The 24,642-nt window shown below is 70.0% G+C and carries 27 protein-coding genes; 7 read left to right on the plus strand and 20 right to left on the minus strand.

From position 1 onward, the window contains the following. Positions 1 to 15 precede the first annotated feature (15 nt). Positions 16 to 762 (plus strand): alpha/beta hydrolase, encoded by a 747-nt coding sequence (locus AB0C38_RS05865; protein ID WP_360667030.1) that lies wholly within the window; start codon positions 16 to 18, stop codon positions 760 to 762. Between the two features lie 109 nt (positions 763 to 871). Here the strand turns inward: AB0C38_RS05865 and AB0C38_RS05870 are convergent, their stop codons facing one another. The 5 genes from AB0C38_RS05870 to AB0C38_RS05890 form a co-directional block, all read right to left on the minus strand. After that, complete coding sequence (locus tag AB0C38_RS05870; protein ID WP_360667033.1) at positions 872 to 1,828, minus strand: N-acetylmuramoyl-L-alanine amidase; 957 nt, start codon at positions 1,826 to 1,828, stop codon at positions 872 to 874. A 63-nt stretch (positions 1,829 to 1,891) separates the two neighbouring features. Then, positions 1,892 to 2,767, minus strand: a complete 876-nt coding sequence (locus tag AB0C38_RS05875) for an A/G-specific adenine glycosylase (protein WP_360667036.1) — start codon at positions 2,765 to 2,767, stop codon at positions 1,892 to 1,894. A gap of 9 nt (positions 2,768 to 2,776) precedes the next feature. After that, the gene (locus AB0C38_RS05880) at positions 2,777 to 3,733 is read right to left on the minus strand and encodes a glycosyltransferase (protein WP_360667039.1); all 957 of its coding nucleotides are present in this window, start codon (positions 3,731 to 3,733) and stop codon (positions 2,777 to 2,779) included. Between the two features lie 41 nt (positions 3,734 to 3,774). Further along, positions 3,775 to 4,266: a carbonic anhydrase gene (locus tag AB0C38_RS05885; RefSeq protein ID WP_360667042.1), complete on the minus strand. Its 492-nt coding sequence runs from the start codon at positions 4,264 to 4,266 to the stop codon at positions 3,775 to 3,777. A gap of 99 nt (positions 4,267 to 4,365) precedes the next feature. Beyond that, positions 4,366 to 5,466 carry a LacI family DNA-binding transcriptional regulator gene (locus tag AB0C38_RS05890; protein ID WP_360667045.1) on the minus strand — a complete coding sequence of 367 codons (1,101 nt, stop codon included), beginning with the start codon at positions 5,464 to 5,466 and terminating at the stop codon, positions 4,366 to 4,368. Between the two features lie 188 nt (positions 5,467 to 5,654). Here AB0C38_RS05890 and AB0C38_RS05895 point away from each other — a divergent pair, with 188 nt between their 5' ends. From AB0C38_RS05895 to AB0C38_RS05905, 3 genes are read left to right on the plus strand one after another with little or no spacing between them, the layout of a single operon-like run. Further along, a complete protein-coding gene (locus AB0C38_RS05895; RefSeq protein WP_360667048.1) occupies positions 5,655 to 6,566 on the plus strand; it encodes a zinc ABC transporter substrate-binding protein in 912 nt (303 codons plus the stop codon). Positions 6,567 to 6,568: 2 nt separating this feature from the next. Continuing rightward, the gene (locus tag AB0C38_RS05900) at positions 6,569 to 7,420 is read left to right on the plus strand and encodes a metal ABC transporter ATP-binding protein (protein ID WP_360667051.1); all 852 of its coding nucleotides are present in this window, start codon (positions 6,569 to 6,571) and stop codon (positions 7,418 to 7,420) included. Between the two features lie 3 nt (positions 7,421 to 7,423). After that, a complete protein-coding gene (locus tag AB0C38_RS05905) occupies positions 7,424 to 8,305 on the plus strand; it encodes a metal ABC transporter permease (protein ID WP_360667054.1) in 882 nt (293 codons plus the stop codon). 92 nt (positions 8,306 to 8,397) lie between these two features. On the opposite strand, the gene AB0C38_RS05910 is transcribed toward AB0C38_RS05905, so the two are convergent. From AB0C38_RS05910 to AB0C38_RS05920, 3 genes are read right to left on the minus strand one after another with little or no spacing between them, the layout of a single operon-like run. Further along, positions 8,398 to 9,606, minus strand: a complete 1,209-nt coding sequence (locus AB0C38_RS05910) for a DUF445 domain-containing protein (RefSeq protein WP_360667057.1) — start codon at positions 9,604 to 9,606, stop codon at positions 8,398 to 8,400. Between the two features lie 36 nt (positions 9,607 to 9,642). Further along, positions 9,643 to 10,818: a DUF445 family protein gene (locus AB0C38_RS05915; RefSeq protein WP_360667538.1), complete on the minus strand. Its 1,176-nt coding sequence runs from the start codon at positions 10,816 to 10,818 to the stop codon at positions 9,643 to 9,645. A 59-nt stretch (positions 10,819 to 10,877) separates the two neighbouring features. Continuing rightward, positions 10,878 to 12,107 (minus strand): DUF445 family protein, encoded by a 1,230-nt coding sequence (locus tag AB0C38_RS05920; protein ID WP_360667060.1) that lies wholly within the window; start codon positions 12,105 to 12,107, stop codon positions 10,878 to 10,880. A 129-nt stretch (positions 12,108 to 12,236) separates the two neighbouring features. Between AB0C38_RS05920 and AB0C38_RS05925 the strand changes: the two genes are divergently transcribed. Both AB0C38_RS05925 and AB0C38_RS05930 read left to right on the plus strand, forming a co-directional pair. After that, the gene (locus AB0C38_RS05925) at positions 12,237 to 13,175 is read left to right on the plus strand and encodes a hypothetical protein (protein ID WP_360667063.1); all 939 of its coding nucleotides are present in this window, start codon (positions 12,237 to 12,239) and stop codon (positions 13,173 to 13,175) included. 351 nt (positions 13,176 to 13,526) lie between these two features. Then, positions 13,527 to 14,186 (plus strand): class II aldolase/adducin family protein, encoded by a 660-nt coding sequence (locus AB0C38_RS05930; RefSeq protein ID WP_360667066.1) that lies wholly within the window; start codon positions 13,527 to 13,529, stop codon positions 14,184 to 14,186. Here the strand turns inward: AB0C38_RS05930 and AB0C38_RS05935 are convergent. The 6 genes from AB0C38_RS05935 to AB0C38_RS05960 all read right to left on the minus strand — a co-directional run bounded on the left by AB0C38_RS05935 (position 14,183) and on the right by AB0C38_RS05960 (position 18,387). Beyond that, entirely contained in the window at positions 14,183 to 14,854 is a 672-nt protein-coding gene (locus tag AB0C38_RS05935; RefSeq protein ID WP_360667069.1) for an HD family phosphohydrolase, read from the minus strand. The genes AB0C38_RS05930 and AB0C38_RS05935 overlap by 4 nt on opposite strands. 73 nt (positions 14,855 to 14,927) lie before the next feature. Further along, positions 14,928 to 15,566, minus strand: coding sequence for a hypothetical protein (locus AB0C38_RS05940; protein WP_360667072.1), 639 nt, complete (start codon positions 15,564 to 15,566; stop codon positions 14,928 to 14,930). A gap of 2 nt (positions 15,567 to 15,568) precedes the next feature. Further along, positions 15,569 to 16,582 carry a hypothetical protein gene (locus AB0C38_RS05945; protein WP_360667075.1) on the minus strand — a complete coding sequence of 338 codons (1,014 nt, stop codon included), beginning with the start codon at positions 16,580 to 16,582 and terminating at the stop codon, positions 15,569 to 15,571. Positions 16,583 to 16,764: 182 nt separating this feature from the next. Next, positions 16,765 to 17,346: a transglutaminase family protein gene (locus tag AB0C38_RS05950; RefSeq protein ID WP_360667078.1), complete on the minus strand. Its 582-nt coding sequence runs from the start codon at positions 17,344 to 17,346 to the stop codon at positions 16,765 to 16,767. A gap of 73 nt (positions 17,347 to 17,419) precedes the next feature. Next, on the minus strand, positions 17,420 to 18,025 hold the full coding sequence (locus AB0C38_RS05955; RefSeq protein WP_360667081.1) for a histidine phosphatase family protein: 606 nt from the start codon (positions 18,023 to 18,025) through the stop codon (positions 17,420 to 17,422). Next, entirely contained in the window at positions 18,025 to 18,387 is a 363-nt protein-coding gene (locus tag AB0C38_RS05960; RefSeq protein ID WP_360667084.1) for a hypothetical protein, read from the minus strand. The genes AB0C38_RS05955 and AB0C38_RS05960 overlap by 1 nt, the downstream gene beginning before the upstream one ends. Before the next feature lie 128 nt (positions 18,388 to 18,515). On the opposite strand from AB0C38_RS05960, the gene AB0C38_RS05965 reads away from it, so the two are divergent. After that, positions 18,516 to 19,163 (plus strand): SGNH/GDSL hydrolase family protein, encoded by a 648-nt coding sequence (locus AB0C38_RS05965; protein WP_360667087.1) that lies wholly within the window; start codon positions 18,516 to 18,518, stop codon positions 19,161 to 19,163. Here AB0C38_RS05965 and AB0C38_RS05970 read toward each other — a convergent pair. The 6 genes from AB0C38_RS05970 to AB0C38_RS05995 are packed head-to-tail and all read right to left on the minus strand — an operon-like array spanning position 19,160 to position 24,580. Next, positions 19,160 to 20,593: an MBOAT family protein gene (locus tag AB0C38_RS05970; protein WP_360667089.1), complete on the minus strand. Its 1,434-nt coding sequence runs from the start codon at positions 20,591 to 20,593 to the stop codon at positions 19,160 to 19,162. The genes AB0C38_RS05965 and AB0C38_RS05970 overlap by 4 nt on opposite strands. A 53-nt stretch (positions 20,594 to 20,646) precedes the next feature. Further along, positions 20,647 to 21,603 carry a 23S rRNA (guanosine(2251)-2'-O)-methyltransferase RlmB gene (rlmB, locus tag AB0C38_RS05975; RefSeq protein ID WP_360667092.1) on the minus strand — a complete coding sequence of 319 codons (957 nt, stop codon included), beginning with the start codon at positions 21,601 to 21,603 and terminating at the stop codon, positions 20,647 to 20,649. 29 nt (positions 21,604 to 21,632) lie between these two features. Next, positions 21,633 to 23,021, minus strand: coding sequence for a cysteine--tRNA ligase (gene cysS, locus AB0C38_RS05980; protein ID WP_360667095.1), 1,389 nt, complete (start codon positions 23,019 to 23,021; stop codon positions 21,633 to 21,635). A 54-nt stretch (positions 23,022 to 23,075) separates the two neighbouring features. Further along, positions 23,076 to 23,762 carry an HAD family hydrolase gene (locus AB0C38_RS05985; RefSeq protein ID WP_360667098.1) on the minus strand — a complete coding sequence of 229 codons (687 nt, stop codon included), beginning with the start codon at positions 23,760 to 23,762 and terminating at the stop codon, positions 23,076 to 23,078. A gap of 22 nt (positions 23,763 to 23,784) precedes the next feature. Beyond that, a complete protein-coding gene (locus tag AB0C38_RS05990) occupies positions 23,785 to 24,174 on the minus strand; it encodes a PPOX class F420-dependent oxidoreductase (RefSeq protein WP_360667101.1) in 390 nt (129 codons plus the stop codon). A gap of 10 nt (positions 24,175 to 24,184) precedes the next feature. Further along, positions 24,185 to 24,580, minus strand: coding sequence for a PPOX class F420-dependent oxidoreductase (locus AB0C38_RS05995; protein WP_360667104.1), 396 nt, complete (start codon positions 24,578 to 24,580; stop codon positions 24,185 to 24,187). Positions 24,581 to 24,642: the final 62 nt, after the last annotated feature.

The raw sequence follows: 24,642 nt of genomic DNA on the forward strand, positions 1-24,642 counted from the left end.
TGGTTAGGTGGCCGCGTGCTCTGTTTCGGCGGCACCGGCGTGCCGATCGTTCTGCTCCACGGACTGATGGGCCGCGCGCGGACGTGGCGGCGTGTCGCGGAGTGGCTCCGGCCCTACGGCGCGGTGTACGGCCTCGACGCGCGCGGCCACGGCAGCGCGCCGCGCGTCGGGCCCTGGACGACCGAGCGGTTCACCGACGACGTCGCCGACGCGCTGCGGACCCTCGACGCGGGCCCGGCGGTGCTGATCGGCCACTCGATGGGTGGCCTGCACGCGTGGGCGACCGCCGCGAAGTACCCGGAGCTGGTGCGCGCGGTCGTGTCCGAGGACTTCGCGCCGGACCAGCGCGGCCGGACCGTCGAGACGTGGCGCGGGTACTTCGAGAGCTGGCCGGTGCCGTTCGAGTCCCTGGAGCACGTCCGCGAGTTCTTCGGCGACGCGGGCGAGTACTTCGCAGACTGCGTCGAGGAGCGTTCCGACGGGTTCCACCTGGTCGCCGACCTCGAGGACCTGTACGTCATCGCCGCCGAATGGGGCCGCCGGGACTACTGGGACGTCGTCGACGCGATCCGCTGCCCGCTGCTGCTGGTCGAGGGCGAGCACACGGCGATGCCGCCCGGCCAGCAGGCGCTCGTCGCGTCACGGGTCGCCGGCGCGAAGCACCTGGTGGTGCCGGGCTCGGCCCACCTGCCCCACGACGAAGCCCCGGAGACCTACCGAGGCGCGGTGGAGGCGTTCCTCGCCCAGGTGCTCGCGCGCTGAAAAGGTCGACACGCGTGATCGCGGAGTCGACACGCGTGATCAGAGGGACGACACGCCGAGCGCGCCGTTGAGTCGCCGTGTCGTCGCCCCAATCACGCGTGTCGACCCTTCAGTCCCGGGTCAGGTCCGCTCGCCAGGCTGCCGTCGAGCGGTCGGACGGGACGATCAGCGGCCAGACGTCCGAGCCGAGGAAGCCGGTCTCGTCGGCCGCCTTCGCCGCTGTGCAGGTGTCGCGCGGCAGCCCGGCCTGAACGGACAAAGCAGCCACGGCGTCCTTTGTGGACTTACCGAACACGCCATCAGTCGGCACGCCGAAGCCCGACGTGCGCAGGAATCGCTGTGCCTGTTGGACCTGACGGCCCGTGTCGCCCGGCTTCAGCAGCGGCCATTCGGCTTCGGACCGCGCCACCGAGACGCCGAGGACGCGGCCCACCGCCGTCCGCAGCTCCGGCAGCCGGTTGTAGAGCACCTGGCCGGGGCATTCGGTCGAGTTGAAGTCGCGGTGGCCCTTGATGAACTCGGGCGCGATGCCGTACTGGTGCGCGATGTAGGCGACCAGGTTCACCAGCGAGTCCCACAGCGCCTGCGGCACGTCGACCGTGCTGTACAGGCCTTCGTTCTCGATGCCGATGACTTCGCTGTTGTGGTTGCCGACGTTCGCGCCCTGCACGTGCTGGGTGCCGCCGCGCAGGATCTCCAGGCTGCGGTGCCTGCCTTCGGTGACGAACCCGCCGCGGCTGTTCGTGAACTGCTGGCCGCTGTCGATCCAGCCGTTCTTGTCCATGTGCAGGTCTTGGATGAACTTCGCGACGTAGAACGCGCGCGCCAGCGAGAAGTCGTTGTTCATCGGCGGATCGACGGCATGGTGCACGACGATGTAGGTCGGTTTGTGGTTCTCGACGACGATCGGGCCGGTGGCGGCCCGTGCGCCCCACTCCGAGGTGGGGTGGATCGTCGGTGTCGGCACGGCCGCAGCGGCCGTACCCGTGGTCGTCATCCCCAGTGCGCCGGCCGCGGTAACGGTCATCCCCGCCTTGAGCAGGGTCCGGCGGTCTACATGGACCATGCGGGAAAAGGTAGCTCCGGACCGCGCCGTTGACAACTATTGACCAACTTTGGTTGTAGCGCGTTAGTGTTCACCTGGGAGCGCGAACAGCCCGCCACTGGTCTGTTCGAGGAGGCCGTCGGCGAGCAGGGAGTCCAGGCAGCGGTCGCGCTGGCCGCCGTCGTGCCACACCAGGTCGAGCCGGGCCTTCTCCACCGGGCCCTCGGACCCGCGCAGGACGTCCAGCAGCAGGCCGCGGACCTGCCGGTCGGTGCCGGCGAACCGCTGTACGGGCTTGGCCGGGCCGGCGTACTCGGGCCGTCCGGCCAGCTGCCACGCGCATTCGTCGTAGACCGGGCAGTCCGCGCACCGCGGACTTCGTGCCGTGCAGATCAGCGCGCCGAGCTCCATGATCGCGGCGGAAAACCGGGCGGCGGGGGCATCGTCGGCGGGCAGCAGGGCCTCGACGTCGTTCATGTCCCGGGTGTTCGACGCGGGCCCGGCGTCCCCGGCCCCGTGCACGGCCCGCGCGACGACACGCCGCACGTTCGTGTCGACTACGGGTGCGCGCTGCCCGTAGGCGAACGCGGCGACGGCGCGAGCGGTGTAGGCGCCGATGCCGGGCAGCGCGAGCAGAGTGTCCACATCGGACGGAACGACGTCACCGTGGTCGCGCGCGATCACCCCGGCGGCTTCGTGGAGCCGCAGCGCGCGCCGCGGGTAGCCGAGCTTGCCCCAGGCCCGCACGACCTCGCCCGGCGACGACGCGGCCAGCGCCGACGGAACCGGCCAGCGCGCCATCCACTCGTGCCAGATCGGCTGCACCCGCGCGACCGGCGTCTGCTGGAGCATGATTTCGCTGACCAGCACGCCCCAGGCCGAGCAGTCCGGCTCGCGCCAGGGCAGGTCCCGGCCGTGCGTGGAGAACCAGTCGAGCAGTACGTCAGCGTCCACAGCCACGCCGGGAGGCTACTTCGCCCACTTCGGCAGCTCGCGAGCGACCTCGCCGGGCGACGGCATCGCGGCGATTTCGTCGGCGATCGCGCGGGCCGCGTCCCGGCAGGAGGACGCTTTCCGGGCCTGTTCGGTGACGGCGTCCGCGCTCAGTTCGCCAGGCAGGAGCCGCAGCGCGGCTCCCGCGGCGATGAGCGTCTCGGCGTTGGCGAACTGGTCGGCGCCTTGCGGCAGGAGCAGCTGCGGGACGCCGGCGGCGAGCGCGCCCAGCGTGGTCCCGCTGCCGCCGTGGTGCACGACGAGACCGGCGCGCGGCAGCAGTTCGGCCTGGTCCACCCACGCCCGGACCGTGACGTTGCCCGGCACGCTGCCGAGTTCCTCCGGCCGCACCCGGCCGGTGGCGACGACGACGTGCTCGCCGAGGGCGGCCAGGCCGTGGATCGCGGTGGTGAGCACTTCCGGCGTGCCGAACGCGGTGCCGAGCGTCAGGTAGATCACCGGGCGGCCGGGCACGGACGGCGCCGGCTCCGAGAAGGGCACCGGACGCAGGGCGATCCGCTCGGCGGTCGCGAGGAAGTCCTTGTCCTGCAACGACGGCGGGCAGACGTCCAGGTGCGCCCCGCCGCTGGGGCGCTCGAACCCGATGCCGTCGGGGATCATCCGGCCGAACCCGTGCCACAGGGCGGGGATCCCGGCGCGCCGGGCGGCGACGCCCACCTCCGGGACGCCCCAGCCGTGCACCACCAGGTCCGGCCGCAGCCGGGCGAGGTCCGGTTCGAGGTCCTCGGCGTAGATCTCGTAGAACGAGTCCGCGGGCCGGAAGGGATTGAGCCCGAGCCGGTGCAGCGGTGGGTGGACGTGCTCACCCGCCGCGAAATGCACCTCGTGCCCGTTGTCCCGCGCCGCGACCGCGAGCGGGATCATCGGGTACGTGTGGCCGGCGGACGCGAGCCCGGCGAAGAGGACGCGCACGAGATCCCCGTTCAGATGGTGACGACATCTGAACGGGAATGCTACTCGACCTCGGTGAGCTTCCCGGTCTTGACGTCGTAGACGAAGCCCCGGACGTTGTCGGTGTGCGGCAGGAAGTCGCTGCGGCGCACGCGCTCCACCGACGTCCGGACGCTGTTCTCGACGTTGCGGAACGCCTCGACCGCCCAGGTCGGCCGCAGTCCGGTGTCGCTCTCCAGCTCGTCCTTGAAGTCGTCTTCGGTGACCATCGAAAGGCCGCACTCGGTGTGCTGGACGATCAGCACCTCGCGGGTGCCCAGCTTGCGCTGCGAAAGGGCCAGCGAGCGGATCATGTCGTCGGTCACCACGCCGCCCGCGTTGCGCAGGACGTGCGACTCGCCCTGCAGCAGGCCGAAGAGCTCGAACACCCGGATCCGGGCGTCCATGCAGGTCAGGATGGCCACGTGCAGCGACGGCTTGGGCGACGAGCGGTCGCCGGGCGTCACTTCGCCGAGCTCTTGGTTGCGCTTGAGCAGAACGTCGATCGAGGTCATCGGTCACCTTCCGGCCAGTGGCCCCGCGGCGCGGGCGTACCACTCCATTTGACCTGGTGCGCACCTCTACGAGCAATGCACTACGAGCTATGTCACGGGTCAGCCCCCGAACCAGGGCTCCTCGACCGTTCTAGGGGGTGCCGACGTGCGCCCGACGCGCAGCTCGGTCGGCAGCGTGATCACCTTCGGCGCGCTCCGCTCGCCCGAGCTGAGCAGCAGCCGTCCGGCCATCTTGCCCTTTTCGAGCACCGGCTGGTGGACCGTGGTGAGGCCGATCCGCTCGGCCTCGGCGATGCCGTCGAAGCCGGTGACGGTGAGGTCCTGCGGCACCCGCAGCCCGCGCCGCTCGGCTTCGGCCATGGCGCCGAGCGCGAGGATGTCGGAGGTGCAGATCACGGCCGTGATCTGCGGGTACGCGTCCAGCAGCTGACGGGCGGCGGACGCGCCGTCGTCCACCGTGTGGTCGAAGCGCTCGACGACCGGGACGCCCGCCCAGTCGACGCCGGCCGCCGAGAACGCCACGGCCAGCGCCTCCAGCCGGGTGCGCTGGACGTGGAAGTGCGCGCCGCTCTGGCGCGTCGGGGAGACGAAGTCGTCGTTGCGCTCGCGGGCCAGCCGCATGCAGATGACGCCGACCTGCCGGTGGCCGAGGCCGACGAGGTGCTCGGCGATCTTGCCGACGGCCGCCGCGTCGTCCGGGCCGACGCGGTCGATGCCTTCGATGCTCGGCTGGTCGATGATCACCGTCGGCACCGGCCGTTCGAGCACGGCGGCCAGGTGCGGGTCGTCGTCCGGCACGGAGTAGACGACGAAGCCGTCGACGCCCGCGCGGTGCACCGCGGCGACGTCTTCCCGGCCCGGGCTGGCCGGCACCAGGTGGAGGCCGACACCGGCGTCTTCGCAGGCCAGGGCCAGTCCTTCGAGCACGCCGACGGCGGCGGGGTCGCGGAAGGCGTAGGAGAGGTTCTCGGTGAGCAGCAGCCCGACGGCGCCGGCCCGGCGGGTGCGCAGCGAGCGGGCGACCGGGTCGGGACCGGGGTAGCCGAGGCGGCGCGCGGTCTCGAGGACGCGGCGGCGCAGTTCGGGGGACAGCTGGTCCGGCCGGTTGTAGGCGTTGGACACCGTGGTCCTGGACACACCGAGCTCCGCCGCGAGCGACGCCAGCGTCGCCTGCCTCCGGGTGCGAATAGGACGTCCCATCAGCAAACCGTAACGGTTCAGATCGAATTCATGAAGAGACACCCCGGGTGGTCGATGTCTCGATCCGCATGCACGAAGACGCATACACCAAACCGCGATCGGATGGCCAGGAAGTCATCCGGATGGGGTAAGGTGAATCTGACAACGGTTTCCATTAGCGTTTCGGTCTCGATCCAGGAGAGTTCTCGATGAGTTCCCGCCGCACCAGGAGCGTGCTCGCCGCCGCTTCGGCTCTGTCCGTCCTCGCCCTGGCCGGGTGCTCCGGTGGAACGTCGGGCTCCGACGGCGGCGGGCAGTCCGGCGGCTCCGGGAAGATCAAGGTCGTGGCCTCGACGGACGTCTGGGGCAGCGTCGTGAGCGCCGTCGGCGGCGACAAGGTCGAGGTCAAGTCGATCATCCACGACCCGTCGGCCGACCCGCACTCGTACGAGACCACCGCCGACGACGCCCTCGCGGCGAAGGACGCGAAGCTGCTGCTGTCCAACGGCGGCGGCTACGACGAGTTCTTCGACAAGCTCACCGGCCAGGCCGGGGACGCGAAGAAGCTCGTCGCCTACGACATCGCCGCGACCGGCGACGAGAACGAGCACGTCTGGTACGACCTGCCGGGCGTCGACAAGGTGGCCGACCAGGTCGCCGCGCAGCTCGGCGAGCTGGAACCGGCGTCGAAGCAGGCGTTCACCGACAACGCGACGGCGTTCAAGGCGAAGGTGGACGCGCTGGAGAAGCGGCTCGGCGAGCTCGGCACCACGCACCCGGGCACGAAGGTCGTCGTCACCGAGCCGGTGGCGCACTACCTGCTCGAGAGCGCGAAGCTGACGGACGCGACGCCGAAGGCCTTCTCGGACGCCGTGGAGAACGACACCGACGTCCCGGCCGGCGCCGTCAACGAGTACAAGCAGCTCATCGCCACCAAGCAGGTCAAGGCGCTGATCAACAACGCCCAGACGGTCACGCCGCTCACGCAGGACGTCGTGGCGCAGGCGAAGGCCGCCGGGATCGGCGTCGTCGACGTGACCGAGACGCTGCCGCAGGGTGCGACGGACTACATTGGCTGGATGACCGGGGAAGTCGAAGCGCTGGCAGGAGCGTTGAAGTAGGTATGCCTCCCACCTCCGTCTCCGACGACGTACGCCCCGCGGTCCGGGTCCGCGGGGCGGGGCTCGCGTTCGGTCCCCGGACCCTGTGGTCGGGGCTGGACCTCGTCGTCGAGCCGGGGGAGTTCCTCGCCGTGCTCGGCCCCAACGGCTCCGGCAAGAGCAGCCTGCTGAAGGCGCTGCTCGGCATGCAGGGCCTGTCGGCGGGCACGGTCGAGATCGCCGGCGGCCGCCCGGGCGGCGCGAACCGCAAGGTCGGCTACATCCCGCAGCAGCGCGCGATCGACGAGTCGCTGACGCTGCGCGGCGTCGACCTGGTCGGGCTGGGCCTCGACGGCCACCGCTGGGGCCCGGGCCTGTTCGGCATGGGGGCACGACGACGCCGGGTTTCCGAAGCCATCGAAGCGGTGGGGGCGACGCGGTACGCGAAGCAGCCCGTCGGGCGGCTGTCCGGCGGCGAGCAGCAGCGGCTGCGGGTGGCCCAAGCCCTGGTCGGCGACCCCGAGGTGCTGCTCTGCGACGAGCCGCTGCTGTCGCTGGACCTGGCGCACCAGCGCGCGATCAGCGAGCTGATCGACCGGCGCCGGAGCACATCGGGCACCGCGGTGCTGTTCGTGACGCACGAGATCAACCCGGTGCTGCCGTTCGTCGACCGGGTGCTGTACCTGGTCAACGGGTCCTTCCGGATCGGCAAGCCGGACGAGGTGATGACCACCCGGACGCTGTCGGAGCTGTACGGCACGCGCGTCGAGGTGCTGAAGGTGGGCGGCCAGATCCACATCGCGGGCGCGCAGAGCTCGCTGTGCGAGCAGGAGCCGCACCACCACGAACACGACGTCGAAGAGCAAGTGGGCTGAGTCTTGGATCTGTTCGACTTCGGCAAGACGTGGGAGCTGATCACCGAGCTGGACGGCGTCCAGACGGCCCTGCTCGCGGCGGCGATCCTCGGGTTGGTGGCCGGCGTGCTGGGGCCGCTGATCGTGATGCGGCGGATGTCGTTCGCGGTGCACGGGACGTCGGAGCTGGCGTTCACCGGCGGCGCGGCGGCCCTGCTGCTGGGGATCGGCGTCGAGTACGGCGCGTTGATCGGCGCGGTGGTGGCGGCGCTGCTGCTGGGCATCCTCGGCGCGCGCGACGCGGACCGCGACTCGGTGATCGGCGTGATCCTGTCGTTCGGCCTCGGCATGGGCGTGCTGTTCCTGTCGTTCTACAAAGGACGGTCCGGGAACAAGTTCGGGATCCTCACCGGCCAGATCATCACGATCGACTCGACGAACCTGACGTTGTTCGTCGTGTCGTCGGTGGTGGTGCTGGCGGTACTGGCGCTGGTCTACCGGCCGTTGCTGTTCGCTTCGGTGGACCGGAACGTGGCTGTCGCGCGCGGGGTCCCGGTGAAGACGTTGACGGTGGTGTTCGCGCTGCTGGTGGGCATCTCGACGGCGTTGAGCGTGAAGGTCGTCGGGTCGCTGCTGGTGGTGGCGCTGATGGTGACGCCGGCGGCCGCGGCGGCTCGCGTGACGGCGTCACCGTGGAAGGCGACGGTGCTGGCGGTGGTCTTCGCCGAGGTGTCGGCGCTGGGCGGGATCGTGCTGTCGCTGGCACCGGGGCTGCCGGTGAGCGCGTTCGTGACGGCGATTTCGTTCTTGATCTACGTGGTCTGCCGCCTGATCGCCTGGCAGCGCGACCGCCGGACCCGGGTCCGCGCGGTCGACCCGGCCCCGGACCTGGTCGCGGCGGCCTGACCCCAGCGCCCCAATGTGGCCTTGGTTGCGTTGAACGCACCCAAGGCGGCCTTCGGTGCGTTCAACGCACCGAAGGCCACATTGGGGCGCTGCTAACCCAGCATCAGCAGGACCTGCAGCTCCCCGACCACGAACCCGATCACCCCGCCGACCGCGATCAGCTTCCACTCGTCCTGCCGGAACGCCGGCCGCAGCAGCCCCTCGAACTCCAGGGGCGTCAACGCCAGCATCCGCTGCTCGATCATCTTCGCGACGTCCATCGCCTCGGTCAGGTAGCCCTCGGCGTACCGGGCCGTGTCCGGCAGCTGCTCCAGCGCCTTCCGGGCCGCCGCGTGCTTCATCTCGCGCAGCCGCGTGCCGCCCACCGCGAAAGACAGCGGCAGCTGCGCGTCGACCGCCGACGACACCATCTGCTCCACCAGCGCCGCCAGCCGATCGGCGCGCGGGCCGCGCAACACCGCGTCCAGCAGGTTCTGCACCGTCAGGACCTCGGTCGCGATCAGCTCGCCGTACTGCCGCGCCACCTCCGCGCGCCGGCGCTGGAACTTGCCCTGGAAGATCACCCGGCCCAGGCGGACCGGCTCGCGCGGGACGAAGATCAGCTTGATCGCCAGCCAGTCCGTGCACAGCCCGATCACGCCGCCGAACGCCGGGAGCACCCACGGCTCGCGCGTGAACGCCCACACGATCGTCTGCACCAGGCCGAGCCCGAAGCCGAAGTAGATGCCCATCCGCGCGATGAACGACATCTCCGGCCGGGACGTCTCGCGGATCAGCCGCACCAGCAGCGCTTTGTCCCGCGTCAGCCGCTGGACCGTCATGTGCTGGACGTCGAGGACCTCGTCGAGGTTCTCGCGGACGTCGTCGAGGAACTCCCGGACCAGCCGCGGCGCCGACGCCTGGACCTGCTTGATCAGCATCTCCTGCGCCAGCGTCGGCATGACCTCCCACAGCCGCGGGTGGTGCTCGGCGAGCACCTCGCGCGCGATGTGGTCGACCGCGCGCAGCAGCGGCTGCTCCAGCTCGCTCGTGATGATCACCGGGTCGATCCGGCCGAAGACCTCGCGGAGGTCGAGCAGGTTCGCCGTCAGCAGCTCGGTCGCCACCGCCGCCATCCGCCCGCCGTGCTTCGGGACGACGCCCTGCCAGCCGAGCAGCGGCGGGATCCCGAGGAAGTCCAGCGGCCGGAACATCATTTCGATGGCGACACGCTTGGTGACGTACCCGATCAGCGCCGCGATGAACGGCATCGCCGCGTAGAGCGGCCAGTGCCGCGCGAGGTCGTCCAGGACAGCGTCCAAGCCGACCTCCTCCTGCCGAAAGCAAAACCGTACCGGCTACCCGAGCAGGGCGAGCACCTGCAGTTCTCCGACGAGCCCGCCGATCACCGCACCGACGGCGATCAGCTTCCACTCGTCCTGCCGGAACGCCGGCCGCAGCAGCTGCTCGAACTCCAGCGCGCTCAGCTTCTTCATCCGGTCGACGATCGTGTTGCGCACGTCGAGCGCGTTGATGGCGTAGTTCTCGGCGTACCGGATCGTCTCCGGGACGCGCTCCGCGGCCTTCGCGGCGGCCGTCTGCTTCAGCTCCTGGAACTTTCTCGTCCCGACGGCGATGGCGACGAACGGCTTGACGACGCTCGCCTGCGCGTCGATCGTCTTCTGCACCTCGCGGGTGATCATCGCGAAGAGCCGGTCGGACTTCGGGCCGCGCAGCACGGCTTCCAGCAGGTTCGGGATGGTGATGATCTCGCGCGCGATCATGTCGCCGTAGTCGGCGGCGACCTGGTCACGGCGCTTCTGGAAGACGCCCTGCCAGGTGTAGACGCCGAAGAACCGGCGCGGCTCGCGCGGCAGGAAGATCATCTTCAGGGCCAGCCAGTCGGTGAACCAGCCGATGAGGAGGCCGAACAGCGGCAGCACGATCGGCGACTTCGTCAGCGCCCACACCACCAGCTGCACGCAGCCGAGGATGAACCCGAACCAGATCCCCGAGCGGGCGATGAACCGCATCTCGGGTCGCGAGATGTCGCGGATCAGCCGGTTGAGCAGCGCCTTGTCGCGGACCAGGTTCGTCACGACCATGTGCTGGAGGTCGAGGACGTCCTCGATGTTGTCGGCGATCTCCCGCATGATCTTGGTGATCGCCTTCGGCGCCTCGGCCTGGACGCGCTTGAGCAGCAACTGCTGCGCGCCGTTCGGCAGCACCTCCCACAGCCGCGGCTGGTAGGTCTCCATCACCTCGCGGGTGACGTCCTCGACGACCCGCAGCAGCGGCTGCTCGATCTCCTTCGCGACCTGCTCCGGGTCGAGCCGGGCGAAGATCTCCTTGGGGTCGACGAGGTTGGTCGTCAGCATCTCGGTGGCCGTCGCCGCCATCCGCTCGGCGTTCGCCGGCAGGACGCCCTGCCAGCCGAGGAACGGCTTGACCCCGGTGAACTCGAGCGGCCGGAACATCATCTCGATGGCGACGCGCTTGGTGACGTAGCCGATCAGCGCCGCGATGAACGGCATGGTGACGTACACCTGCCAGTGCGTGCCGAAGTCCACCCGCGCACGCTATCGGCCCTTGATCAGTGCAGCAGGAGCAGCACCTGGAGTTCACCCACCAGCCCACCGATGACCGCGCCGACGGCGATGAGCTTCCATTCGTCCTGCTTGAAGGCCGGCCGCAGGATGCCTTCGAACTCGAGTGGCGTCAGCTGCTGCATCTTGTCGACGATCGTGTTGCGGACGTCGAGCGCGCCGGTGGCGTAGCTCTCGACGTGTTTCACCGTTTCGGGGAGGTAGGCGATGGCCTTCTCGGCGGCCGCGCGCTTCATCTCCTGGTACTGCTTGCCGCCCATGGTCAGCGCGACCAGCGGCTTGGCGATGCTCGCCTGCGCGTCGATCGTGCGCTGCACCTCGCGGGTGATCAGCGCGAACAGCCGGTCCGCGCGCGGGCCGGTGAGCACGGCCTCCATCACGTTCCGCACGGTCAGGACCTCGTCGGCGATCAGCGCGCCGTAGTCGGCGGCGACCTCCTGACGGCGTTTCTGGAACATGCCCTGCCAGCGGAAGAACCCGAAGCCGCGGGGCTCGCGCGGGTAGAAGATCATCTTGAGGGCGAGCCAGTCCGTGACGAAGCCCGTGACGAAACCGAAGATCGGCATGATCAGCGGTTCCTTCGTCAGGGCCCAGGCGACGAACTGGACCAGCCCGATCACGAACCCGAAGTAAACGCCCGAGCGCGCGATGAACTTGAACTCGGGCGCGGCGACCTCGCGGATCAGCCGGCACGTCAGCGACTTGTCGCGGACCATGGCGTTGATGAGCATGTCGTTGACGTCGAGGACGTCGTCGATGTTGGTCGAGACCTCCCGCAGCAGCCGCTTGACGACCTCCGGCGCCTGCGCGCGGACCTGGTCGACGAGCAGCCGCTGCGCCCGCGACGGCAGCATCTCCCACAGCCGCGGCTGATAGGTCTCCATGACCTCGCGCGTGACGTCCTCTACGGCCTTGAGCAGCGGCGCTTCGAGCTCTTTGACCATTTCCTCCGGGTCGAGCCGGGCGAAGATCTCCTGCGGGTCGACGAGGTTGCGGGTCAGCAGATCCACGGCGGTGGTGGCCATCCGCCGCGAGTTGGCCGGGATCACCCCCTGCCACCCGAGGAACGGCCGGATGCCGGTGAACTCGAGGGGCCGGAACATCATCTCGATGGCGACGCGCTTGGTGAGGTAGCCGATCAGGGCGGCGATGAGCGGCATGGTGGCGTAGACGTGCCAGTGCGCGCCGATATCCGCGAGGACTGCGGGTATGTCCACAGTGAACTCCTCGGGTCAGCCGCTGGTCAGCCGAGGTCAGAATGCCATGTGTTACCGGGGGTTCCCAAATTCGTGATGCATCCGTTTGGCGGTACGTCCTGAAGGTCCCTTGCTCATTAAGGTGGCCCGATGGTCGCGCCTGAGAAGTCCCAGTCCACCTCGAAGACATTCGCCGTGGGTGTCCGCGGCTACAACCAGCGTCAGGTAGACGAGCGTCTCGCCGCGCTGACCAAGGAGGTCCGCGAAGCGGCGCGCAGCCGCGACGAGTCCGCCGCGACGGCGTCGGATCTGTCGAAGGCTCTCGCGTACGCGCAGAAAGAGCTGGCCGAGACGAAGGCCGCCCTCGCGCGGATGAGCGCCAGCCCGTCCGGCGCCGGCGCGATGGCCGAGCGCGTCCGGATGATGATGCAGCTCGCGGAGGAGGAGATCGCCGACCTCCGCTCGGCGGCGGAGGCCGACGCGGCCTCGACCCGCGACCAGGCCGACAAGTACGCGCACGAGACCCGCCGCACGGCGGACAAGCTGGCGAAGGACGCGGAGGAGGAGCGCGCCCGCCTGAAGTCGGAGGCGAAGGGCGAGATCGAGAAGCTGAACGCGGCGGCGGGCGCGAAGAGGGTCGAGCTGGCCGCGGCGGCCGAGCGGTCCCGCAAGGAAGCGGACGGGAAGGCCGAGGCGGCGGCGGCCGAGGCCCGGGCCGCGGCGGACCGGAAGGCCGCGGAGGAGCTGGCCGCGCGCAAGAAGGCGTTCGACGAGGAGAACTCCCGCAAGAAGCAGGAGACCGAGGCGGCGTTGACGTCGGCTCGGACGCAGCAGGCGACGGCGGATCAGAACCGGAAGCTGGCTTTGGACCTGCGGTCGAAGGTCGCGGAGCGCATCGCGGCGACGGACGTGGCGGTCCAGGAGGCCATGCGGTTGCTGGCCCCGGTGGAGGAGACCGCTGCTCCCGCTGCTGGGAACGGGGACCGGAAGCCGGCTCCTGCTCCTGCCGCGAAGGTTCCCGCTGCTCCGGCTGCGCCCGCGAAGGCTCCGGCTGGTCCCTCGGCTCCCGCTGCTCCCGCGAAGGCCTGACTTTCCCGCAGACGCCGGCGCCTCTCGGATCCTCGGGAGGCGCCGGGCCAATTTCGATCCCATCAGCCCGTGGGGCCCGGCTGGGGCGACGGTGGCCCGGACGCCCCGAATGAGTCATTCGCGACACTCGGATCGCAGGCGAGCGGGTGGGGACTCGTTCCGCGGCAGCGGTCATGAACGACCCTTTCACCTCGTCTGACGAGGTGAAAGGGTCGTTCATGTCTTTGCCGGAGCGCTGCGAGGGATGGGCGGGGGCGTGTCCTCGGCCGGTCAAGAGGTGGCCGAAGCTCGTGGGTGGCTGGCAGTGTTCAGTTCAGCTGCTGATCACCCACGAGACGACGGGACCTGCGCATGATCCTCGAGACCGAGCGGGCCGCCGTCTGCGCCTATGCGCGCCGGATGGTCGGGGACGGCCTGGTCGTCGGCACTTCCGGGAACGTCTCCGTTCGGGCCGGGGATCTGGTCGCCGTCACCCCGACCGGGGTTCCCTACTCGAGCATGACGCCGGCCGATGTGGCCGTCGTCGACCTCGGGGGCCAGGTCGTCGACGGCTCGCTCAAGCCGACCAGTGAGCTCCCGATGCACCTGTCCGTGTACTGGGACGTCCGCGATCCCGACCGCGAGCCCGTCACCGCCGTCGTCCACACGCATTCGCCGCACGCCACCGCCGTGTCGACCCTCGTGCGCGAGGTGCCGCCCGTCCACTACATCGTCGCCACGATCGGCCCCTCGGTGCGCGTCGCGCGCTACGCCACCTACGGCACGCCTGAGCTCGCGGCGGCCGTGCTCGAGGCCCTGGAGGGGCGCCGCGGCTGCCTGATGGCCAACCACGGCACCCTCACCTACGGCGACGGCCTCGAGGCCGCCTACCACCGGGCCCAGCAGCTCGAGTGGGCCTGCCGGGTGTGGCTGCTCGCGCAGAGCGCCGGCCGGCCGAGCCTGCTGCCGCCGCCCGAGGTGGCCAAGGTCGTCGACCGGCTCCGGGACTACGGCCAAGGCGGCCGGCCCTAGGACGCCATCGCGTCGACCGCGTGCACCGCGTCGAGCAGCTCCGCCACCGTCGGGTCGTCGACCGCCTCCTTGATGCACTGCCACAGCTGGAGGTTCGCCATCGCCCAGCGCGAGTACGTCGCCGCCGCCTCGGGGTTGTAGAAGTAGTACCCCTCGTCGTGGACGTCGCACTGCTCGCCGACGATCTTGTGCGCCAGCTCGCGCAGGCTCAGCCCGTTCTCGCGCAGGTACCGGTGCGCGAGCACCACCGGGGTCACCGGCAGCGCCTTGAACAGCGTGTCCGCGTCGCTCAGGGCCTGCGCCTCCAGCGAAATGTCGCGGCCGCGCGTGGCCATTTCGGCTTCGTCGATGATCGCGTCGATCCAGCGCGCGACGCCGTCGGGGACCCCGCACTCCGCGAGGATCTCCAGCCGCAGGCTCCGGCCCGCCGCCGCGGGCGAGTTGCGGAGCACCAGGTAGTTGACGTCGTGCACCAGCGCCGCGACTTCGACGACGGCGCGGTCGGCCCCGTTGTGCTCGGCGAAGCCGGCCGCCTTCGCGCGGACGAAGCTCACGTGGTGCCAGCCGTGGAACTGCAACCGTTCGGCATATCGGTGACACAACCGATGAACCCGGGTCTCGACGGCCTCGATGATCACATGGTCGATCGTGCTTTCCTGCGTGCGCATACACCTCTCCGATCCCGGCCGTGGTGTTCAGACGGGTGGAGCAATGGTAAGCGCCGCTGACGCCGGTGTGTAGCTAGATGCGGTCGGCCAATTCCCCCAATCGGACCTCGACCGGAACGTGACGATGGCCGATTCCGCTGGCCGGATCGTAGGAAAGGCTGAACGTGCTCACCGGCCGTGATTTCACGAGAAACGTCATCGTGCCGGACGCCGCTTCGGGAATCCGGTGGTATTCGTCGGCCAGCATGGTGGCGCACGCCCCGGCCTGGCACAACGTCCGGCGCCGCAGGTGCGCGGAGTCGATCAAGCCGGTGCGGGGGTCGTGGGTCGTTTCGTACCTTTCGTGGAGGTAGCTGCCCCGGAGGATGGTGGTGCAGAAGTGGTACCTGTGGTTGTGCACGGAATCCGCGTACCCCTCCCGCCAGTCGTGCTGCGCCTTGTATTCGTGCAGCCAGAAGGAAAACGGGTCGGTCGGCGAATCGAGCAGGCACCAGGCGAAGTGGGTCGTGGTTTCCCGGGACGAGCGCAGCAGTTTCGCGGCCTGCGCGGGAGACAGCGAACGGAGCTGCGAGCGCAGTTCCTCCCGCAGTTCGGGGTGGTCGGCCCACGACCGGAACCAGGTGTCGACCGTGCGCCAGTCGATGGCGAGCGGGAACCCGGCCGTGCGCAGGCGCGTGGCCAGTTCGGACAGGGGGGACAGACGGGTGAGCAAGGTCAGCTCCCTAGCTCGGCGACTTCGGAGAACTCCGCGCGGAAAGCGTGGAACTTGCTTTCCAGCTCGCGGAACTGCTCCTCGGACAGGGGGGATCCGGTGATCTTTTCGAACAGCGCCAGGAAATCCGTCCGCGTCGTGGCGGACGTGATGCGGAAGTGGCGGCCGGTCCGGGACTGCGAAACGCGCACGAACTCGGCGCGCTCCATGTTGTAGAGGAAGGAACCCTCGGTGAACCGCAAGGACCGCGGGTACAGCTTCGTGGCGCCGCGAACGTCGCTGTAGAGCGACACCCACACGCTGTCGTCGAACAGTTCGAGCCGGTCGAGCGGCGGGTCGGCGACCACGGTGATGTCGACCTGCGCGCAGCGGCTGCGCGCCAGGAAGAGGCCGACCAGCCCGATCCGGATCTCTTCGTCGAGCCGGGTCTGGATCTGTTCGTAGTCGACGTCGCCCGCCTCGCGGCGGAGCAGGTAGCGGGCGCGCCCGCTGATCGAGCTGGCGTCACGCGGATCGGCGATGACGGCCCGGAGTTCGCGTTCCGTGCGGGAAAGCAACAGGCGGGCGGCCGCGTGCCGGCCGGAGAAGCCGCGGAAGAAGTACTGCCGGGTGGCGTTGAGGTCGGCCATCAGCCCCCGGTTGAACGCGGGATCGGGGTCGGTGGTCGCGTCGAACACGTCGGTGGGGAAGAACTCCTTGTTCAGCGCGCGGTATTCGGCGCTCAGGTCCTCCAGCGCGCGCCGGCTCTCTTCGATCACCGGGGTCACCAGCGCCCGCTGCGACGCGCTGGCGGTGATCAGTGTGGTGCCGAACCCGACGATCGCGGAGATCAGGGTGCCGGTGCCCAGGGACGTCACCAGGGTCTTCCCGGTGCCGGGGTCCATCAGGCCGGCGAGCCACAGGCTGAGGCCGGCGACCACGACGAGCACCGAAAGGAGCAGGCTCGTCCTGGTCCAGAAGATCTCCTGCAGTGGGGTACGGCGGAGGGGTCCGCCATCCGCGGCCACGTGCTTCACCTCCCTCGGACCACTCGAACGGACGAATGCGTAATGTGTCGGTTCGAGTGCGGGGAGTCACTTTACGCGCCCGACGGGACGCGCGAAATAAGAAGTTCGGGGGACAAGGATGACGGACAGACGTCACTCTCGGCAATAATTAACGAGGTTGGCAAGTTTTACGAAAATCACGGAAACCCGGCTCAAAGTGCGGCCGGGAGATCCTTTTCGTACCAGCCCGGACCGGGCTCGGCCGTCATCAGGAAATCCACGACGACCGGTGCCGGCGCCGGGTGGATCTCCGGGTGATCGCGCTCGCCGCGCGCGGTGTCCACCGGCCACGCCAGTTTTTCCTCGCCGAGCGAAAACTCCCCGCGGGCCCCGGTGCGGTTGCCGCGGGCGTCGAGGCGCGACCACTTGCCGTGCAGGTACACGGCATTCAGCCCGTGCAGCGCGGAGAGCTCCTGGTAGCAGAACCCGGCCGGGATCCCTTGTGCGCGCAGCAAAGCGGCGAGCAGGTGCGCTTTCGCGTGGCAGATCCCGACGCGCTCGCGCAGGACGTCCGACGCGCGCCAGGTGACGCGCGGGTCTTCGGCGTCGATCACGTGCTCGACTTCGTCCCGGACGAAGAGGAACGCGGCCTCGGCCCGTTCGGCGGGATCATCCGCGTCCGGTCGGAGGGTCGCGACCCGGGCGAGGATCAAGGGGTGCCCGTGATCGACGACGGCGTCGGCGGCGAGGTAGTCGCTCGGCCGATCGGAGGTGGGTGACGGAACCGGACTCATCCGCCCATCCTGACAGGCTCGGCCATTCGGGCGAGCCTCCTTTTCCGGGGTGGCGACGCTCCGCGTTCACCGATTACGGAAGGTAAAACTCGGGCGAAGAGCCGGTCCAGCGCAGTTCCGCGGGCAGGTGGCCGACGTCGTTGTACGTCAGCAGCGCCGCCGGGCGCCCCGGCGAGTAGCGGATCACGGTGAGCGCGGCGTCGGCGTGGTCGAGGGCGAGCCACCGCCACGGCGGCGCGTCCTGCGAGGCGCGGACGAGCCAGCCGGCGAGGAAGTTGTGCGTGACGAGCACTTCGAACCGCGTCTCGGTACCGGGCACGGGTCCGGTGAACCGCCGCTCGGCTTCGGCGGCCCTTTCCTCGTCGGCGGGCGGAAGCTGCCGCGCGAACGCGTGGAGGAGGTCGCCGGACGTCTCGGGGAGCTCTTCGCGCATGGGCGTGTAGGGGACGAAGTCGCCGGCCGCTTCGTCGACGTAGACGGGGACGCCGGGCAGCTGGGTGGCGAGGAGCGCGGCGGTCTGCGAGGTGCGCGGGAGGGGACCGTGGTGGACGGCGGAGACGGGGACCTCGCGGAGCCGCCGCCCGAGCAGGACGGCCTGCTGCCGGCCGGCGTCGGTGAGGTCGCCGGTGGGTGCCGCTTCGCCGTGGCGGGTCAGGAAGAGATACCGCGTGGCGAGCATCAGCCGACGGGGACGAGGGCGCCCTCAGGGCCTTGGGTGGGCACGAACTGGGCGAGCAGCCGCACCGGCGCGGGGTGCGGCGGCAGGATGGTCGAGGCGAACGGGGTGATCGTGTAGTCGCGTCCGCTGTTGGTCTGCAGGTGCACGCTGACGTGCACGTTCCGGTCGGCGGGGATCTCGAAGGAGACGGAACCCCAGGAGACGATGTATTGCCGGCCGTCGATGCTGGCGATCGGGGCGTAGGCGCGCACGGTGTGGCCGAGGTGCGGGATCTCGACGGCGAGCAGCCGGCGGGGGCCGGTGTGGTGGTCGACGTAGGGGATCACGCCGGGCACCTTGGCGAGATCGGTCGGCTCGGTCATCCCTGCTGCCTTTCTGACTGTTCGCCGATCATGCTGCCAGGTCGGCACCAGCGGCGTGTGCGTTCCCTGCCAGTTGCGGGCGCGACGCTGGGCACATGACGATCAAGCTGAAGCCCGGAAGCACCGTGATGTTCACCGGCGACTCGATCACCGACCTCTGGCGGCCCCCGGGCGAGGACCGGTGCGGCTACCCGCTGCTGGTCGCGGGCGAGTGGTGCTTCCGGCACCCCGAGTGCGCGGTGACCTGGCTGAACACCGGCCACGCCGGCGACAAGGTGCTGGACCTCGAGGCCCGGTGGCAGGCGGACGTGCTCGACGCGCACCCGGACGTGGTGTCGATCCTCGTCGGCGCCAACGACATGGGGTGGCACACGTTGGACCCTCGCGGCCGGGTGGTTCCGGTCGAGGAGTTCGCGGCGTGTTACGACCGGCTGCTCGCTCCGCTCGCGTCGCGGGGGACGGAGCTGATCCTCGTCGAGCCGTTCCTCTTGCCGGTCAAGGGCGTTGTCGAGCGTGTGCTCCACGGTGTCGACGGGGAGCGGGTCGTCGTTATCGACGAGGCGGTGCGTGAGGAATGGCGTAGTGATTTGGACGCGAAGATCCAGGCGGTTCGGGAACTGGCGGGTGAGTACGGTGCGCATCTTCTTGCGGCGGACCGGATGTTCGCCTCGTTGGTGCTGAGTGAGGACCCGGAACATTGGTCTGATGACGGCATCCATCCCACTCCGGCCGGACACGGGGCGCTCGCGGAAGCCTGGCTGCGTCTGGTCGCTTAGAACTGGTAGTACAAGAAGGGGCTGAACGTCCCCGTCGCGATCAGGATCGCCGCGTACACCAGCCCCACCGTCATCACGCCGATGCGCAGCGCCGTTGCCGGCTTGCTTCGGGACGACTCCAGCAGCGGCCCCGTCACCGGGTGGGCGGGGAGCAGGAACACCGCCAGTGCCGCCAGGAGCAACACCAGCCGCTGGTTCGTGAACGCCTCCTCGACGCCTGCGCCCAGGCCGTCGAAGTCGGGGATCAGCATGTGGCCGATCATCGACAGCGCGTGGCCCAGGTCCGCCGAGCGGAAGAACACCCAGCCGAACACCACCAGGAGCATCGTCAGCGCTCGGCGGGCCAGGCGGGGCCAGCGGGACGCCGGGTCGAGGTCGAGGCTGAAGCGGCGCTCGATCACCAGGAGCGCTCCGTGGTAGCAGCCCCACACCAGGAACGTCCACTGCGCGCCGTGCCAGAAGCCCGTCAGCACGAACACGATGCACAGGTTGCGGTACGTGTGCCCCGCGCCGTTCCGGTTGCCACCCAGGGGGATGTACACGTAGTCGCGGAACCAGCGGGACAGGCTCATGTGCCAGCGGCGCCAGAACTCTGTGATCGTCACCGACGAGTACGGCCGCGCGAAGTTCTCCGGCAACCTGAAGCCCAGCATGCGGCCGAGGCCGATCGCCATGTCCGAATAACCCGAGAAGTCGAAGAACAGCTGGAGCGTGTAGCCGATCGCGCCGAGCCACGCCGTCGCGAACGTCATCTGGTCCGGGGGCACCTTGAAGCACGCCTCGACCAAGGGGCTCAGCGAGTCGGCGATGATCGTCTTCTTGCACAGCCCGAGCGCGAACCGGGGGAAGCCGGCCGCGATGTCGTCGAGCCGGTGCGACCGCAGCTGCGGCAGCTGGTCGGCGATCTCGCGGTACCGCACGATCGGGCCGGCCACCAGCTGCGGGAACATCGCGATGTACGCGGCGAACGACACCGGGTTCCGCAGCGCCTGCCGCTCGCCGCGGTAGATGTCGACCACGTACGAAATGTGGTGGAACGTGTAGAAGGAGATGCCGATCGGCACCACCAGGCTCGCGACCGGCACGCTGCCGCCGAACCAGTGCGCGACGGCCGCGATCTGCTGCGTCGCGAACCCGGCGTACTTCCAGATCACCAGCACCGTGACGTCGAGCGCCACGACGGCGATGAGGATCCGGCGCCGCCGGACGCCGCCGACGTCCCACGGGCTCGGCGCCAGCAGCGGGCCGGCCAGGAAGTTGACGACCATGCAGCCGAGCAGCAGGAACACGAACGGCCCGGCGCCGATCGTGTAGAACAGCAGGCTGCCGGTCGCGACGATGCCGTTCCGCCAGCTCCGCGGGCACACCAGCACGGCGACGAGCACCGCCGGCATGAAGTACCACAGGAACAGTGGCGAAACGAACGACATCGGGTCCCCTCGGTTTTATCCGACGGTGACCTTAACCCGAGTGGGTGGTCGCGTCAGACCCGACCGGCGAGACGGCGGCGGCGCGCCACCTCGGCCAGCAGGACCCCCGCCGCCACCGACGCGTTGAGCGATTCCACGCCCGCCGCCATCGGGATCGACACCGTCGCGTCGCACGTCTCGCGGACCAGGCGCGACAGGCCGCGGCCCTCCGAGCCCAGCACGATCACCAGCGGGTCCGCCGCCAGCTCGAGCTCGTCGATCTCCACCGAACCGTCGGCGTCCAGGCCCACCAGCATCAGGCCGTCGTTCGCCCACGCCTTGAGCTGGCGCGTCAGGTTGGTCGCCACCGCGATCGGCAGCTTCGCCGCCGTGCCCGCGCTCGTGCGCCACGCCACCGCCGTCATGCCCGCGCTGCGCCGCTCCGGCAGCAGCACGCCGTGGGCGCCGAACGCGGCCGCCGAGCGGATCACCGCGCCCAGGTTCCGCGGGTCGGTGACACCGTCGAGCGCGACGAACAGGGGCACCTCGCCCGAGTTGCGGGCCGCCGCCATCAGGTCGTCCGGGTGGGCGTACTCGAACGGCGGGACCTGCAGGCCCAGGCCCTGGTGCACGGCCCGGTTCGTCTTGCGGTCCAGCTCCTCGCGCGGGATCTCCAGGATCGAGATGCCCTTGTCGCCGGCCAGCCGGACGGCGTCGTTCACGCGGTCGTCGATCTCGATGTTGATCGCGACGTACAGCGCGGTCGCCGGGACGCCGGCGCGCAGCGCCTCGACCACCGGGTTGCGCCCCGCGATCAGCTCCGGCTTGTCGGCCTTCTTCTGCCGCGCCTGGTCGCGCTTGGTCGCGGCGTTGTTCGAGCGGTACGCCTTGTGCCCGGGACGGTCCTCCGCCTTCGGGGTCGGCCCCTTGCCTTCGAGGGCCTTGCGGCGTTGACCGCCCGAGCCGACGACGGCGCCCTTCTTGGTGCCCGTCTTGCGGATCGCGCCCTGGCGCCGCGAGTTGCCTGCCATGGTGAAAGTTTCCTTGCGTAGAGAACGGCTCAGTCGGACTTGACTGTCCACTGTGGACCGTTGGGGGTGTCCTCCACCACGATGCCCGCCTGCTGGAGGCGGTCACGGGCGGCGTCCGCGCGGGCGAAGTCCTTTTCGGCGCGGGCCTGCTGACGCTCGGCCAGCAGCCCTTCGACGATCCGGGACAACGCGTCCTTGGTGGGCGAGTCGGAACCGCCCGCCTCCGACCAGCGCGCGGACAGCGGGTCGAGGCCCAGCACATCGGTCATCGCGCGGACGGCCGCGGCGAATTCGAGTGCCTTGGAGGTGTCGCCCGCGTCGAGCGCGGCGTTACCGTCCCGCACCGTGGTGTGGACCACGGCGAACGCCTGCGGGGTGGCCAGGTCGTCGTCCATCGCGGCGGCGAACGCGGCCGGGATCGTGCCCAGCGTGACCTCGCCGGATTGCGCGGCGCGACGCAGGAACGTCTCGATCCGCCGGTAGCCCTGGGCGGCCTCGGACAGCGCGCCGTCGGAGTACTCGATGGTCGAGCGGTAGTGCGGCTGCACCAGGTAGTAGCGCAGCTCCGGCGCCCGGTAGCGCTCCAGCATCGACGGGATCGAGACGGTGTTGCCGAGCGACTTCGACATCTTCTCGCCCGACATGGTCACCCAGGCGTTGTGCAGCCAGAACCGCGCGAAGGCGTCGCCCGCCGCGTTCGACTGGGCGCGCTCGTTCTCGTGGTGCGGGAAGACCAGGTCGATGCCGCCGCCGTGGATGTCGAACTCCGCGCCGAGGTACGACGTCGCCATCGCCGAGCACTCCAGGTGCCAGCCCGGCCGGCCCTCGCCCCACGGCGTCGGCCACGACGGCTCGCCCGGCTTAGCGCTCTTCCACATGGTGAAGTCGCGCGGGTCGCGCTTGCCGCGGGTCGGCGTCTCGCCCTGCTGGACGTCGTCGAGGACCTGGCCGGACAGCCTGCCGTAGTCGTCGAACGACTTGACCGAGAAGTAGACGTCGCCGTCCGCGACGTAGCCGTGGCCGCTCTCGATGAGGCGTTCCATCAGCTCGACCATCTGGGTGACGTGCCCGGTCGCGCGCGGGTTGACCGACGGCGCGAGGCAGCCCAGCTGCTCGTACGCGGTCTCGAAGGCGCGCTCGTGCGTCGCGCCCCACTCCCACCAGGGCCGGCCGGCTTCCTCGGCCTTGGTCAGGATCTTGTCGTCGATGTCCGTGACGTTGCGGACCAGCAGCACGTCCAGTCCACTGTGGACGAGCCAGCGGCGCAGGACGTCGTAGTTCAGGACGCCGCGGACGTGCCCGATGTGCGGAACGCCCTGCACGGTGGCACCACACACGTAGATCGACGCCGTTCCGCTACGGACGGGGTGGAACTCCCGCACGCTCCGGGTCGCTGTGTCGAAAAGGTGTAGGGCCACCCTGAAAGGGTACGGGGTGGGCGTGAGCGACGTCGCAGGCCCCAAGCCGGGGTCTCAGCCGACGCCGAACCCGCGCAACGCCGTGAGCAGGGCGTCCGGCCGTTCGGCGGTCGGCAGCGGGTCGACCAGCGCGAACTCGCAGCCGAGCGCGCGGGCGCCGCCGTCGGCCTCCTCGCTGTCGCCGACCATCAGCGTCTCGGTGGCCGGGACGCCGAGCGCCTGCACGGCCTTGCGGAAGATCTCCAGCTCCGGCTTGATGGCGCCGACCTCGAAGGACAGCACGAACTCGTCCACGTAGGCGTCCCACCCGCGCGCGGTGAAGGCCGGCCGGATGTCGAAGGCGATGTTGCTCAGCACGCCCACCTTGAGCCCCCGCTCGGCGGCGGCCTTCAGCGCGGCTTCGGTGTCCGGGTACGGCGTCCACTGGCTGGGATCGATGAGCCGGTCGTAGAGGGCTTCGGCCTGGTCGGCGTGCGGGACGCCGGACTTCTTGAGCACCTCGAGGTAGACCTTCCGGTGCAGGCCGGGGTCGCGGTCGCGGTGGTTCCAGGCGTGCACGTGCTCGGCGTCCAGCTCGACGACCTGCCCGACCGGCGCGGTCATCCGGCGCATCAGCTCGGCCTGCGCCTCGATGTCGAGCGGCGTGCCCTCGTGGTCGGTGAGTTCCGTGAGCCAGGTTTCGTCCTGCTCGAGCCGGAAGAGCGTGCCGGAGTAGTCGAACAACACCGCCCTGATCGTCATGGCTTTCAGCCTAACGGGATCGTCAGGCCGAATGCCCTGTGATGTGTTCGGGAACAACGCGGACGAGCACGCGCACGACCTCCGGCGGCTCGGGCGGGAAGACGGTGCCGGTGTACTTGCGGGCCAGCTCGTCGTTCAGCTCGGGGCCGCCTTCGACGGTGACCTCGGCGCGGCCGCGGATCTCGACGTAGTTCTCCGGGTCGGCCAGGTCGAAGACGGAGAGCGACACCCGCGGGTCACGGCGGATGTTGCGTTCCTTGCGCCGGCCCTGGACGGTCACGAAGACCACGGTGTCACCGTCGCGGCGCGCCCAGACGACGGAGCTCTGCGGCGAGCCGTCGGCGTTGGTGGTGGCGACGACCGGGTAGTTGCGGCCGTCGAGGAGGGCCTTGGTGGCCTCGTTGAACGTCATGGTTCAGACCTTATTTGACGTTCCCGGCGACCTTCCCGACGTGCAGCCGGACGACGACGCGCTCGGTCTCGGGGCCCTCGGGTGGCGGGTCCTGGGCGAGGTACTTGTGGCTGAGCGTCTTCGGGAGGGTCTTGCCCGGGTCGGGCTCGATGGTGACGCGGCCGCGGAGCTGGGTGTGCCGGTACGGGTTCGCGGCATCGACGATCGAGACGCTCACGCGCGGGTCGCGGCGCAGGTTGCGGACCTTCCGGCGGTCCTCGGTCGCGCTGAAGACGAGATCGCCGTCGTCGAGGCCGACCCAGACGACGGAGGTCTGCGGGCCACCATCGGGATCGAGGGTGGCGACGGTGGCGAAGTTCTTCCCGTCGATCAGCGCGCGGACATCGTCCGAGAGGGTGAGGGCCATATCACGCCGAACTCGCACCGGCGCGGGGCTATTCCGCCGCTCCGGTGGCCGGGTCCCGAAGG

The organism is Amycolatopsis sp. NPDC048633, assembly GCF_040650695.1.
In the GTDB taxonomy this organism is placed as follows: Bacteria; Actinomycetota; Actinomycetes; order Mycobacteriales; family Pseudonocardiaceae; genus Amycolatopsis.

Excerpts from the sequence above, each read along its gene's own strand:
- AB0C38_RS05870 (WP_360667033.1), bottom strand. The coding sequence starts at position 1,828 with ATGGTCCATGTAGACCGCCGGACCCTGCTCAAGGCGGGGATGACCGTT.
- AB0C38_RS05885 (WP_360667042.1), bottom strand. The coding sequence starts at position 4,266 with ATGACCTCGATCGACGTTCTGCTCAAGCGCAACCAAGAGCTCGGCGAA.
- AB0C38_RS05890 (WP_360667045.1), bottom strand. The coding sequence starts at position 5,466 with ATGGGACGTCCTATTCGCACCCGGAGGCAGGCGACGCTGGCGTCGCTC.
- AB0C38_RS05895 (WP_360667048.1), top strand. The coding sequence starts at position 5,655 with ATGAGTTCCCGCCGCACCAGGAGCGTGCTCGCCGCCGCTTCGGCTCTG.
- AB0C38_RS05900 (WP_360667051.1), top strand. The coding sequence starts at position 6,569 with ATGCCTCCCACCTCCGTCTCCGACGACGTACGCCCCGCGGTCCGGGTC.
- AB0C38_RS05915 (WP_360667538.1), bottom strand. The coding sequence starts at position 10,818 with ATGCCGTTCATCGCGGCGCTGATCGGCTACGTCACCAAGCGCGTCGCC.
- AB0C38_RS05925 (WP_360667063.1), top strand. The coding sequence starts at position 12,237 with ATGGTCGCGCCTGAGAAGTCCCAGTCCACCTCGAAGACATTCGCCGTG.
- AB0C38_RS05930 (WP_360667066.1), top strand. The coding sequence starts at position 13,527 with ATGATCCTCGAGACCGAGCGGGCCGCCGTCTGCGCCTATGCGCGCCGG.
- AB0C38_RS05935 (WP_360667069.1), bottom strand. The coding sequence starts at position 14,854 with ATGCGCACGCAGGAAAGCACGATCGACCATGTGATCATCGAGGCCGTC.
- AB0C38_RS05950 (WP_360667078.1), bottom strand. The coding sequence starts at position 17,346 with ATGAGTCCGGTTCCGTCACCCACCTCCGATCGGCCGAGCGACTACCTC.
- AB0C38_RS05955 (WP_360667081.1), bottom strand. The coding sequence starts at position 18,025 with ATGCTCGCCACGCGGTATCTCTTCCTGACCCGCCACGGCGAAGCGGCA.
- AB0C38_RS05960 (WP_360667084.1), bottom strand. The coding sequence starts at position 18,387 with ATGACCGAGCCGACCGATCTCGCCAAGGTGCCCGGCGTGATCCCCTAC.
- AB0C38_RS05965 (WP_360667087.1), top strand. The coding sequence starts at position 18,516 with ATGTTCACCGGCGACTCGATCACCGACCTCTGGCGGCCCCCGGGCGAG.
- AB0C38_RS05970 (WP_360667089.1), bottom strand. The coding sequence starts at position 20,593 with ATGTCGTTCGTTTCGCCACTGTTCCTGTGGTACTTCATGCCGGCGGTG.
- rlmB (WP_360667092.1), bottom strand. The coding sequence starts at position 21,603 with ATGGCAGGCAACTCGCGGCGCCAGGGCGCGATCCGCAAGACGGGCACC.
- AB0C38_RS05985 (WP_360667098.1), bottom strand. The coding sequence starts at position 23,762 with ATGACGATCAGGGCGGTGTTGTTCGACTACTCCGGCACGCTCTTCCGG.
- AB0C38_RS05990 (WP_360667101.1), bottom strand. The coding sequence starts at position 24,174 with ATGACGTTCAACGAGGCCACCAAGGCCCTCCTCGACGGCCGCAACTAC.
- AB0C38_RS05995 (WP_360667104.1), bottom strand. The coding sequence starts at position 24,580 with ATGGCCCTCACCCTCTCGGACGATGTCCGCGCGCTGATCGACGGGAAG.